Genomic DNA, 11,672 nt, shown 5'->3' on the forward strand with positions numbered 1-11,672 from the left:
AAAGAAGCTTTGATATAACCAGCCTATAAAAAGAAGCACCTCGCCTACTCCTCCGGCAGCGGGAAACTCAGGTAAAAGGTAGTCCCCTGATTCTCTCCTTGGCTCTCGACCCAGATCTTGCCACCCTGCACCTCCACCAGCTCCCGCACAATAGACAGCCCGACGCCGTTGGTGGGCTCGCCCCGCAGCCCTATCCGCGACATGTTACTGTACCTTTCGAAGATGTGCGGCTGCAGTTCCTCAGGGATGCCGATGCCATTGTCGGAGTGCAGCAGCAGCAGCCGGTTGTTTTCCACTCTCAGCTCGATGGTGATTCCACCCCCATCTGCAGTAAACTTGATGGAGTTGGCGATCAGGTTGTTGAGCACCTGCATCAGCTTTACCTCGTCCAGCTCCACCATTATTTTCTCCTGCTCCGTCACAACCTCAAACCGGTAATCCATGCCTTTGGCCACCTGGAAAGAATGCATCAGCCTCCGGACTAGCTCCACCAGATCGAAGCGCTGCGGGTTGACATATACCATCGGTGACCGCAGGTGCTCATCTTTCATCACATCGGTGATAATACCCAGGCAGTTGTCGTAAGCCTCCAGAATCATGGTGGTGTAGGTGCTCACCTCCTCGTAATTTTTTTCCCGGTGCTCACTCTCCAGCAGCGAGGCGATGCCTTTGACGATAGCCAGGGGGCCGCGCAGGTCGTGGGCAATAATCTCCAGGGCGCTGTCTTTCCGGCGGGTGTACTCCCGCAGGTAATCCACGTACTGCGACTGCTTCGTGACATCCTCCACGTCGCCGGCGATGTGCGTCAGCTCCCCCTCCGCGTTTCGGAGCGGATGAGCGTTCGCCTTCACTTCTTTCCGGCCACCATCGGGCAGCTTCAGGCTAAACTCCAGTTCGTGGCTTACGCCTTCCTCCAGCAGCAACCCGTAGCGTCTCGCAACAGCTTTCCTGTCGTCGGGATGCACATGGGTGATTAGCCGCACCGGAGACTCCAGCACAGCCTGCCTGTCCAGCTTCCAGATATGCTCCACGGCGTTGTTCAGGTAATCGAACTGCATGGTGCCCAGGTTAAAGAGGAAAATAATTTTTTTGTTGGATGCTCCAAACTGGTGAAAAAGGTCATTGTTCATGATAACAGGCAGGTAAAGGATTAAGGCAGCTAGGAAAGCGGTTGATGCAGGTAATCAACCACCTATATCGGGTCACAAAGGATAGCGCCGTTATGTGTAGGAATAGAATGTCGAAGTTATTGAATATTTATGAATTCGCTGTGGTGTTTGCGCATTAATCAGCCGCCGCCTGCTATATCTATATATGCTGGCAGCAACACACCACGGCATATATAGATATAGCAGGCGGCCAGTATATAGCGCAGCCAGGCGGCAGGAAATAAGAAAGCAGCCAGCCTTCTCTGCCAAGTGGCAAAAGGGACTGACCGCCTTCGTCTATGGTTTCGGAATCCTACCTATGTCAGCGCTGCTTCACCAACTGGACTTCGGCGTGCAGCCGTATATCGTCGCTCACTACCACGCTGCCCGCTTCCGTTACGGCGTCCCACGTCAGGCCAAAGGCTTTGCGGCTGATTTTGCCGTTTACCGTGAAGCCCGCTTTGGTCTGCCCGTAGGGGTCTACCACCGTGCCATGGTACTCCACGTCTACTGTCACGGGCTTTGTATTCCCCCGGATGGTCAGGTCGCCGTGCAGTCTGGCGTGACCGTCGGATGTCTCCTCATAGTTGGTGCCGGTGAACTTAAGCTGGCTGTGGTTTGCCGCATCGAAGAAATCAGCTGATTTCAGGTGCGTGTCGCGCTGCTCGTTGTTGGTGCTGATGGAGTCTACATCGGCCGTAAACACAATGCTCGAGGCTTTCGTGAAGTCCTCATCCTCCGTCTCCACCTCAATGTTGTAGCTGGTAAAGAAACCGGTTACAGTCGTTATCATCAGGTGCTTTACCTTGAACTGTATTTCGCTGTGTGCCGGGTCAACCGACCATTTCACTTTTGCCATAGCTTTACTTGGTTAAAAGGTTGATAACGGAGCAACCGGCGGCATAACGCTGCTGCAAAATGCCAGGCTTCTCCGGTATATAAGGTTGTACGTACACTTACCCTGATGTAGAGGCGCTCTCTGATTATTTGGTTGCAAAAAACTGATTTGCTGGCGGAGGCGCTTCTCTGTAACGGGAACCTCCGGCGCCGAAACTCTTGCCCCTGTCTGAAAATCCGGGACTACGTGCGCTATAGTCTGAGACGGGCCGCGTATATATGAGCCATATATAAACGGGTCACAAAATGAAAGCTAAACACTACACCTGATGTCTGCTCACGCTTATGAAGAATTTGCTCTACGGGAGCTGACGGCCTGGCAGGCAGAAATGCTGCGCCCGCCTTCCCTTGTCAACCGGCTGGCCACGAGGGCACAGCACAAAATCAACAGCTATATTCCGGAAAAGATACACACAGCCATCACTGTCACCATCAAGCAAATGATCAGGGCGGTGCTGTTCGGGGCGGAGCGGACAACCAGGAAACCGGAGGTTTATGCCTCTTTGCATCTGAGGGAGGCGCTGGTGCAGGAGCGGATTGAATTCTATAAGCGCGCGGCAGCGGCGGAAGGCGGCCTTACCGGGGCGGGTGGCATTTTGCTGGGCTTTGCTGATTTCCCGCTGCTGCTGGGCCTGAAGCTGAAGCTGCTGTACGAGATCGCGGCGCTCTACGGCTACTCCGTCGAGGACTACCGGGAGCGCCTCTTCCTGCTGCACATCTTTCAGCTGGCCTTCAGCAGCCAGGAGCGGCGGCGGCAGGTGTACCTGCAAATGGAGAACTGGGAGGAACAGAAAAAACACCTCCCCAACGATATCCACCAATACGACTGGCGCACCCTGCAGCAGCAGTACCGCGATTATATCGATATTCCGAAGATGGCCCAACTCATTCCGCTTATCGGGGCTCCCGTAGGTGCCGTGGTGAACTACAGACTGCTGCAGAAGCTGGGCGTAACCGCCATGAATGCCTACCGCATGCGTTGGCAGGAGGAGCAGAAACCACTGCGGCAGCACTGATAAACCGCAACAACGCTAGGGGACTTCTATCTTTTCAGGAGGAGGAAGCAGCAGCGCTATATATGCTAGTTTGCAGGGCCTTCGTCCACCTGGCTTTCCAGCGCCTCCTCCATGTCATCGGATAACTCATGCAGCAGGTCGTAGCCAGTGGCCTCCTCAATGGCGTCCACAGTAGTCAGGTAAGTCGTCCAGTCGGGGCGAACCGCGTTTGTGTTTGGGATGTTCACGGCGATCACGCGCGTGCCGGCCGTGATGCGGGAAAGGTCGTTTTCGCCTTCGGGCAGCACCACCAGCACTTTCCAGATGCGGCTGGGCACGGTCACGTGGCCTTCGTCAATTTTCCTGGCCAGGCCATTGCTGCCGGTGCCGCCTACGCCATAGCTGCCCATTACCACATATACCTCCTGCCCCTGCCCCACCAGTTCACGAGTATAGTCCTCCAGATTACCCCATGTATCCTGGTTGTTCCGCGGAGCCTGCGGGATCATATTGGTCATCAGGAAGGTGGCGGCATTGTCCTCCTCAGACTTGGTACGGTCTGCGGAGGGGGTGTTGTGGCCCCTGTCGAAGCCGCTGCCCGAATAGCTGGAGGCCGTGACGCGGTACCAGCCCTCGGGCAGCGCGGGGTCGCTCCGGAAATTGTCCTGCCGGGGAGCATTGCCAAGCCAGTCCCGGCTCACGTGCCAGCTTACCCAGTTCGGGGTTCCCCTGTCGCGGCTGTACGAGAGCGCGTACTGCGGCTTCAGGATCAGGTAGTTGTTAAAATTGCGCACATCGGAGGTGGCACCGCTCGGGTTGCCGAGCAACAGCTGCTCCGCTTCCGGCGAGATGCGGGGTATTACCTCTGCCTGGCGGCAGCCAAAGGAGAAAGCCCAGATAAACAGGAACAAGGCTAAAGGACGGAATCGCATCATAAGTTAAGATTTAAAGGAGCCGGGCTGGCCACCTGCATGGGTTAACCGACAGGCAAAGCGCTTGTTTTCTTTATCAGAGAGCCTTTTTTAAACTTTAGCTTCTGAAATCGTATATGGGGCAACAGCAGGCGGCTGGCTGTACAGCATCCGCCTGCGGGCGGAAGATTTTGGTGACGCGAAGGTAGGCGCAAATATTTATTCCTGCTATATTTACTGCATCAAAAAACGAGGCTTAGCGCTGCGCCGGCTGCGGCCATATATGCCAAAGCCGGCATCAGGTTGGCTTCCGTGCAAAATCAGCAAACACCTTTATCTTAAGGCACCGTTTTGGAGCATAGGGATTGGAAAGTGCCGATTTATATCGCTATCTTAACCGCTAAACGTTAAAAATCACTAATATGGCAAAGTCACAGGACGCAAAGAAGGAAGCAAAGAAAAAGCCTGCGAAAACAGAGAAAGAGAAGCGCGCGGCCAAGCAGGAAAAGAAGAAGAGCAGGGAATAACCCTCCCGGCCACGCTAAAGCAAGCAACGGCAGCGGGATCTGTTGACACATGCAGGTCCCGCTGCTTTTTTCCCGATATATGCCCACAAGAAACTGCTACCCATGCTCCAGCCGGATTTTAGTACAATCCCGCCGGTTGCTCGGGTACAGCCCTTTATTTTTACATGCTAAAACCGCATTTCCTGCCAGGGCAGCCTTCTAACCATGCCCTCCAGGAGGCAGTCTATGCGTAAAGCCACCCAAATGAAGATCAAAGCCATCTGCTCCGACATCGACGGCACCCTGCTCGACAGCCGCCGCGAGCTCTCTCCCCGCACCATCGCCGCCTTCAGGAGCCTCGGCAAGCACATCCCCGTTATTCTTGCCTCTTCGCGCATGCCCGCCGCCATGCGCCACCTGCAGGAAGAGCTCGGCATCCTGCACCACCCCATGATCTGCTTTAACGGCGGCTATGTGCTGCTCTACAGCGAAGGGGCTGATATCCCGGCGGTCATCGACTCGGTGCAGATTCCGGTTGCTGTGTGCGCCGCCATCGTGGGGATGGCGCACGGCACCGACATCCACATCAGCCTATATACCGGCGACAGCTGGTACGCCCCCCAGTTCGACAAATGGGCGGAGAAAGAGGCGCGCGTCACGAAGGTTTCGCCGAGGGTGGGTGCCCTGAACGCGGTGCTGGACGAGTGGCATACGGCAGACACCGGGGCGCACAAAGTGATGTGCATGGGCCCTGCCGAAGAAATAGCGGAGATGGCGGCGGAACTCACCGACAGGTTCGGCGACGAGCTTTATATATACCGCTCCAAAACAACCTACCTGGAGCTGGCCCAACGCACCATCTCCAAGGCAACGGCGCTCGAGCTGATCCTGCAGAACAACTATGGCATTCCGATGGACGAGGTGATGGCCTTCGGGGACAACTACAACGATGTGGAGTTGCTGCAGGCGGTGGGCTTGGGCATTGCCGTGGGCAACGCCCGCGAAGAAGTGAAGGCCGTCGCCAACGAGATAACCCTCAACAGCACCGACGATGGCGTAGCCATCGCCATCGAGAAGCACCTGCTGCAGCAGTAAATCCCGGCTATTTTGCTGCCTTATTCCGCAGGGCGTCTGAATCCTGCTATATATGCCGGTTCGCGGCCAATGCTATATATCCCAGCCATCAACCCAAAGCGTTACCCTATCCCCGGAATTTTTCCGAGAAAAATAAATCTGCAGAAAAGGGACATTGAGTGGGCGAAACTATGTTATCACTTCACCAGAACATACATCAGAAAATGAATGCTGCATTTATATATGATTTCAGGGTCGACCTTCCCTAATACCGGCCTGAATTTTGATAGCGATTCTCCTATATAGACAGCCGTTCATGCCACGGTTTTTTACCTGTCTCCCTGTCCTTTTTCTCAAGATTCTATGCCATTTTATTCAACCCAGATGCCTTTGCCGGCTATAAATTACAGCGATTACCCTGCCTACCCGGAGGCAAATCTCTGGACTTGCTATCACCCGCTCAGCACTACCTTCCGGCTTTGGTCGCCGGTGGCGGAGGAGGTTGCGCTGAACCTCTATGACAGCGGGGCCGGCGGCCAGTTACTGCTCCGGGCCAGCCTGGAGGAAACGCAGGAGGGGCTCTGGGTGCTGACAGTACAAAAGGACCTGCGGGGCATCTATTATACCTATCAGGTGAAGGCAAACGGTATTTGGCTGGATGAGACGCCGGGTGTATATGCCCTGGCTGTTGGGGTAAACGGCCGGCGTGCCATGGTGATAGACCTGGCCGCCACCGATCCGGCGGGCTGGGAAAACGACAAGGGCCCGGCCGTGTCCTCGCCGAACGAGGCTGTGCTGTACGAAGTGCATGTCCGGGATTTCACGGTCAGCCAGAGCGCCGGCAGTTCCAGCCCCGGTAAGTTCCTGGGCATGGTGGAGCAGGGCACCACGACCCCCAATGGCCTGGCCACCGGCATTGACCATCTGAAAGAGATGGGGATAACGCACGTACACCTGCTGCCCGCCTTCGACTTCAATTCGGTGGACGAAGCGGCCCAGGACAAGCCGCAATACAACTGGGGCTACGATCCGCAGAACTACAACGTGCCCGAAGGCTCTTATGCCTCCGACCCCTACCGCGCGGAGGTGCGCGTACGGGAGTTTAAGGAGATGGTGCAGGGCTTTCACCGCAACGGCCTCGGCGTGGTCATGGATGTGGTATATAACCACACCGGCGTTACGGAAGGCTCCAACTTTAACCTGGAGGTGCCGGGATACTATTACAGACATACCAACGACGGCCGTTGGTCCGATGCCTCCGCCTGCGGAAACGAAACAGCCAGCGAACGCATCATGATGCGCAAGTTCATCCTGGAGTCGTGCTGCCACTGGGCGCGGGAGTACCATATCGACGGCTTCCGCTTCGACCTGATGGGCATTCATGATATCGAAACCATGAACCATTTGGCCGTAGTCCTGAAGTCCATTAACCCGAACATCCTGCTATATGGCGAGGGATGGACAGCCGGGGCCAGTCCGCTGCCGGACGCACAGCGCGCCACCAAAGCCCACACCCATGAACTGGAGCACATCTCCGCCTTCAGCGACGACCTGCGCGATGCCCTCAAAGGCTCTGTTTTTGATGAGAAAGGCAGGGGCTTTGTCAGCGGGGCCAGCGGCACGGAGGAAAAGGTGAAGTTTGGCGTGGTGGGGAGCATCGCGCACCCGGAGGTGCATGCCTATGTGGAGGCGTGGGCAAGAGCGCCCTGGCAGGCGGTGTCTTATGTGTCGTGCCACGACAACCACACCCTGTACGACAAGCTGAGGCTGTCTAACCCGGATGCTTCGGAAGAGGATATAAAAAGGATGCACCTGCTGGCGAACGCCGTGGTGCTTACCTCGCAGGGCATACCGTTTCTGATGGCCGGAGAGGAAATGCTGCGCACCAAAAAAGGCGCACACAACAGCTACAACCTTCCCGATGCCATCAACCAGATCGACTGGAACTGGAAGACGGCCCACCAGGATGTATTTGCCTATTACAGAGATCTCATCCAACTCAGGAAAGCGCATCCAGCTTTCCGTATGCCTACCGCCGCAATGGTGAACCAGCACCTGCACTTCCTGGGAGCGGGACCTGGTGTGGTGGGCTATATACTAACGGACCATGCGAACAAAGACCCCTGGAGGAACATCGCCGTCTTCTATAACGCCAACAGGTTCAAAGTCCGGGTGGCGCTTGCCGGCGCGTGGCGCGTGGTGGCCGCAGGCGCGGAGATAGATTTTGACGCAAAGCAGCAGGTACGGGATTTTGCAGAAGTGCCTCCTGTCGCTATGCTGATCCTATTCCAGGACTGACAGCCATATATAGTTTGGTAGTATATATGCTGTCAGGTTCCTTTTACCATATATAAATCAGGCATATATGGCGCGAGACTCCGGATTCATGTTCGGTATCTGTGGTCTCCGGCAGCTCTGCAACCGCCATGTCCTGCTGTTTCGGATTTGCAATCCGAAACTTCTTGCTGCCTATTTTTTTAAAATTCTTGCTCTCCTTTTCTGATCCTGTTCAAAATGTGGATTATGAACCCGGAAGAGCAGACATTCGACTGACAGTTACGCGGCTGCTATACAGACGGGACGCCGGACAGGCTGGTGTTGTGGAAGGATGCGCTTTTGTGGTCCATGATGCGGAGGCGGCGGCACAGCGTGTTCAGGATGCCCTTCAGCACTTCCACATTATTCATCATGATTTCATAGAACGGCTCCTGCTCCAGCCTCAGCAGGACGGTTTCTTCCAGGGTGGTGGCACTGGCAGACCGGCTTTCCGCGTCCAGCACCGACAACTCTCCCACAATGTCATTGTCTTCCAGCACCGCCAGCGTGTAATCGCCGTCGTGTACCCGCACCCGGCCTCTATATATAAAATACATGCAGTTGCCCTTGTCTCCTTTCAGGAAAAGGTTCGCCCCCGGCTCCAGGTACATTTCCTCCAGTATCCCGGCCAGCCCCACCAACTCCTGCTCCGGGGTGTTGTGGAAGATCTCGGAGGAGCGCAAAATCAGCACTTTCTCAATCAGCAGCATTCTCTCTCAGTTTAGCATAGTCAATACATACTCTCTTGTCTCCTCGAAGAGGGCATCTCCACTGCCGCTCGTTTTCTGAAGCACTTCTGCCGGAAAGTGCTCGCCCTGCAAGTTCGGAATCATATAGCAGGCCACTGACCGCGTCCAGCTGTTGAAACCGGCTTTGTTCCCCTGCAGTATCTCCCCGATAATGGCGCCCGCTGTCAGTTCTTTACCGGTGTGCCTGATAACCTGTTTTTTGTTGATGTCCTGCTCCAGCTCCAGCAGCCTATTGAGGCTGCTGAAGTGCTTCTGCGGAATGAGCAGCTCCAGCATTTCTATGGCATTGTACACTTTGGAGGTGTCCGGCTGGTTGTAAAGCTCTATCACCCGCTCGATGTGCTTCCGGTCGTATAGCAGCGCCAGGCACTTGAACAGGCGCTGTATGTCCTGGTGAATTTCGGAGCTGACGGCCTCCTGCAGCGGCTTCATGGCATCGGTGGCTGTCAGGTGGAGGTAATAAGTGGCTTTCAGCTGGCTCTTCCTCAACTGGATTCTCAGCTGCTTCTTCAGCAAGCGCTCCGTTTCAGCAGTCACCACGGCTTTTTTCTGCCACAGGGCATCAATTACGACACCCATGTCTTCGCTCCCCTCCCGCACCTGCTTCTCCAGGAACGCAGCGGCGCGCTCTCCTTTCGACATACCGGCCACTTTCACCAGCACAGGGTTCAGTTCCCTAGGGTAATTTCCCCATCTGATATAGCCTGAGTCAAACAGAATGTCGCCATAATGGAGCAGTGCCCGCTGCAGCGCCGCCCCGGCTTTTCGCCCGAGGCCTACCTGCACCACCTGCTCCAGCAGGCCCAGTTCCTTCACTTCGCCCGCTGTCTCCATTGCCCTGGTATATACGGAAGGGGCGGCGTCCTGTAGCAGCGTTTCCAGCACATTTACAAAATCGCCACGCTGCGACTCCTTCACCATTTCCAGGGCAACCAGCCTTGCCTCCGTATCCGTGCTGTGTACCATGTGCAGCAGTTCCTGCGCCACCACCGCATCGGCGGCAGCCTCTTTGCGCTGCAGCAGGCCGGCAAGCGCAGCCTTCCTGTTTTTCTGGTCCAGGTCATGCAGCGCAGCCACACCGTTTCCCATGATGGCACTGTCGAGGTAGTACAAGGCTTTGTAGAGCAGTGCCTTCACCTCCTCATCGGGCTCCACCTCCAGCCGCTCCCTGATGAGTGGCAGGGCATTTGTCTTTTGCTTCGCGATGATGCGGAAGAGCGCGTACTCGCGCAACGCATGCCCCCCGTGCCGCAACTGCCCGAACAGCAGCGCATCAATGTCGCTGTAGTCGGACCGCTCCAGCAGGCTGAGGGCATGGATGGCGGCCATAGGGTCCTCGCCAGCGGCTTTCTGCACCAGCACATCCCTTACGGCCTGCTCGTTCAGGAAGAGGGTGCTGCCCGTAAAGTAGCCCCGCTTGATAACATTTGCGAGCGTGCGCCGGTAGGCTTTCCGGACCAGGAACACGCTGGCCCCCCAACCCAGCAGCAACAGGAGCAGCGCCTTGCTTACAAAGGAGATGGCGATATGGTCCTGGCCGTAGTAATCAAAGTAAAACGTCAGGGATATACCCACGAAGAGCAGCGCGACGGGCAGCGGGTAGCCTTTGGCGATGAGGTGCCCCCTGAGGCGGCTGTGCGGTTGCAGCGGCTGGAACAGCACCAGAAACACCGGCTCCTGCAGCGTTGACCGCAGGATCTCGGTCAGAAGCACCATCACCCCAAACGCGTACAGGTGCGACTCCAGGGAGCCGCCGGCCAGCATGATGAAGCCGTTGACAGCCAGCAGCAGCAGCGGCGCGATGAGCAGGGAGTTTGCCAGTCCTAGCCGCGCAATTACCCGGCTGCTGAACAGGAGCTTGATGCCGATAGCCAGCAGGCGTCCGAAAGCAAAGAAAACAGCGATGAAGGTAGCCAGTTCATGGTCGGTGGTGTAGCGCCGCTTGATTTCAGAGAGAAAAGTGAAATCGATGACCGAGTAGATGGTATAGGCCAGCAGCGACCAGAAGGCGATGAAAAAGATGAGCCGGTTCTGGAAAAACCGCTTCACGAGCGGTTGGCTGCCGGAGGCCTGGTGCCCAAGGGCATGCGCGCCAGGGCTGTGCGCTGCACGCAACCTGGTATTAAAATCGAACTTCCGCAGCAGCACGTCCACCACGGCAAACGCGATGACGGACACCCAGAGCAGGTTCACGACCCCAATCAGCGGCACCAGCGCGGAAACAGAGAAGTAGCCAAGCATCTTGGCCGGTATATCCCCTGCCCCCACCACCGAAAACAGGCGTTTGCTCTCCCGCACGTTGAACAGGATAGCCGCCATCCCCCAGAAGGCATAACTCACCAGCATGTACACCACCATGTTCCAGACGGCCAGGAAAAGCGGTAGCCACTGCAATGTGAGAAAGGTCAGGCAGGCCCAGTGCAGCAGAACAGACCCCGCCGAAAAATCCACGATTACCTGCAACAGCCTGTCCGGCGCCAGCCGTGCCTCCAGCCTGCTGTAAACCGTGTTGGCCACCAGCAGGAAACCCGCCGCCAGCACATAGATTTTCGGGTAAACGGTGACAGGGTAAGAAGAAAGGATGAGCGTCAGTGAACTGGTGAACAGGAAGGCCGTGGCAACGCCAATAAAGTACTGCACCAGAAAAAGGTGTCCTACCAGCCTCGCCTCCGAAGGCTTGATGTTTAGCAGCTGGTTTATCCGTCTGTTCATACCACTACTGTTCCGTTACAGGCTCAACTGTTTATCAGTAATGCAACCCATACCACTTTCTATTTCAATACTACATAATTTAAAGAAATTGTTATTATAATTCTATCGATAAGACGCAAATTTTACATCTATGTTAAGTTTCGTCTGATATGCACTGACAAATAAGCTTCATGTTCCTTTTTCATCCATCTCTGCCATATGCTACTGCACATCAGATGGCTTTAGAAGTATATCACGTCCTGATTCCCAGCGTGGCTGCAACGATAGCCATATATGATTTCCAATAATGGACCATGTACAGAAATATAATAGCTACCAGCAGCACAAAGAGTAATACTGAGTCAAATAGACTGTTCCTTTCCAT

At 55.6% G+C, this 11,672-nt stretch carries 8 protein-coding genes; 3 read left to right on the plus strand and 5 right to left on the minus strand.

What is annotated here, in order from left to right:
- Positions 1 to 44: 44 nt before the first annotated feature.
- Both GSQ62_RS02290 and GSQ62_RS02295 read right to left on the minus strand, forming a co-directional pair.
- Positions 45 to 1,130, minus strand: coding sequence for a PAS domain-containing sensor histidine kinase (locus GSQ62_RS02290; protein ID WP_161888005.1), 1,086 nt, complete (start codon positions 1,128 to 1,130; stop codon positions 45 to 47).
- Between the two features lie 340 nt (positions 1,131 to 1,470).
- Positions 1,471 to 2,007 (minus strand): YceI family protein, encoded by a 537-nt coding sequence (locus GSQ62_RS02295; RefSeq protein WP_161888006.1) that lies wholly within the window; start codon positions 2,005 to 2,007, stop codon positions 1,471 to 1,473.
- Positions 2,008 to 2,314: 307 nt separating this feature from the next.
- Here GSQ62_RS02295 and GSQ62_RS02300 point away from each other — a divergent pair, with 307 nt between their 5' ends.
- Positions 2,315 to 3,061 (plus strand): EcsC family protein, encoded by a 747-nt coding sequence (locus GSQ62_RS02300; protein WP_161888007.1) that lies wholly within the window; start codon positions 2,315 to 2,317, stop codon positions 3,059 to 3,061.
- Positions 3,062 to 3,126: 65 nt separating this feature from the next.
- On the opposite strand, the gene GSQ62_RS02305 is transcribed toward GSQ62_RS02300, so the two are convergent.
- Positions 3,127 to 3,975: a DNA/RNA non-specific endonuclease gene (locus GSQ62_RS02305; protein ID WP_237586919.1), complete on the minus strand. Its 849-nt coding sequence runs from the start codon at positions 3,973 to 3,975 to the stop codon at positions 3,127 to 3,129.
- A 746-nt stretch (positions 3,976 to 4,721) separates the two neighbouring features.
- Here GSQ62_RS02305 and GSQ62_RS02310 point away from each other — a divergent pair.
- Together GSQ62_RS02310 and pulA are read left to right on the plus strand one after the other, a co-directional pair.
- The gene (locus GSQ62_RS02310) at positions 4,722 to 5,552 is read left to right on the plus strand and encodes a Cof-type HAD-IIB family hydrolase (RefSeq protein ID WP_161888008.1); all 831 of its coding nucleotides are present in this window, start codon (positions 4,722 to 4,724) and stop codon (positions 5,550 to 5,552) included.
- A 369-nt stretch (positions 5,553 to 5,921) separates the two neighbouring features.
- Entirely contained in the window at positions 5,922 to 7,829 is a 1,908-nt protein-coding gene (pulA, locus tag GSQ62_RS02315; RefSeq protein ID WP_161888009.1) for a type I pullulanase, read from the plus strand.
- Positions 7,830 to 8,098: 269 nt separating this feature from the next.
- Here the strand turns inward: pulA and GSQ62_RS02320 are convergent, their stop codons facing one another.
- Both GSQ62_RS02320 and GSQ62_RS02325 read right to left on the minus strand, forming a co-directional pair.
- Positions 8,099 to 8,557 carry a Crp/Fnr family transcriptional regulator gene (locus tag GSQ62_RS02320; RefSeq protein WP_161888010.1) on the minus strand — a complete coding sequence of 153 codons (459 nt, stop codon included), beginning with the start codon at positions 8,555 to 8,557 and terminating at the stop codon, positions 8,099 to 8,101.
- Between the two features lie 6 nt (positions 8,558 to 8,563).
- Positions 8,564 to 11,308 carry an NTP/NDP exchange transporter gene (locus GSQ62_RS02325; protein ID WP_161888011.1) on the minus strand — a complete coding sequence of 915 codons (2,745 nt, stop codon included), beginning with the start codon at positions 11,306 to 11,308 and terminating at the stop codon, positions 8,564 to 8,566.
- Positions 11,309 to 11,672: the final 364 nt, after the last annotated feature.

Source organism: Pontibacter russatus, assembly GCF_009931655.1.
In the GTDB taxonomy this organism is placed as follows: domain Bacteria; phylum Bacteroidota; class Bacteroidia; order Cytophagales; family Hymenobacteraceae; genus Pontibacter; species Pontibacter russatus.

What these genes read in the sequence shown, in the direction of transcription:
- GSQ62_RS02290 (WP_161888005.1), bottom strand. Translation starts at nt 1,130, where the DNA reads ATGAACAATGACCTTTTTCACCAGTTTGGAGCATCCAACAAAAAAATT.
- GSQ62_RS02295 (WP_161888006.1), bottom strand. Translation starts at nt 2,007, where the DNA reads ATGGCAAAAGTGAAATGGTCGGTTGACCCGGCACACAGCGAAATACAG.
- GSQ62_RS02300 (WP_161888007.1), top strand. Translation starts at nt 2,315, where the DNA reads ATGTCTGCTCACGCTTATGAAGAATTTGCTCTACGGGAGCTGACGGCC.
- GSQ62_RS02305 (WP_237586919.1), bottom strand. Translation starts at nt 3,975, where the DNA reads ATGATGCGATTCCGTCCTTTAGCCTTGTTCCTGTTTATCTGGGCTTTC.
- GSQ62_RS02310 (WP_161888008.1), top strand. Translation starts at nt 4,722, where the DNA reads ATGAAGATCAAAGCCATCTGCTCCGACATCGACGGCACCCTGCTCGAC.
- GSQ62_RS02320 (WP_161888010.1), bottom strand. Translation starts at nt 8,557, where the DNA reads ATGCTGCTGATTGAGAAAGTGCTGATTTTGCGCTCCTCCGAGATCTTC.
- GSQ62_RS02325 (WP_161888011.1), bottom strand. Translation starts at nt 11,308, where the DNA reads ATGAACAGACGGATAAACCAGCTGCTAAACATCAAGCCTTCGGAGGCG.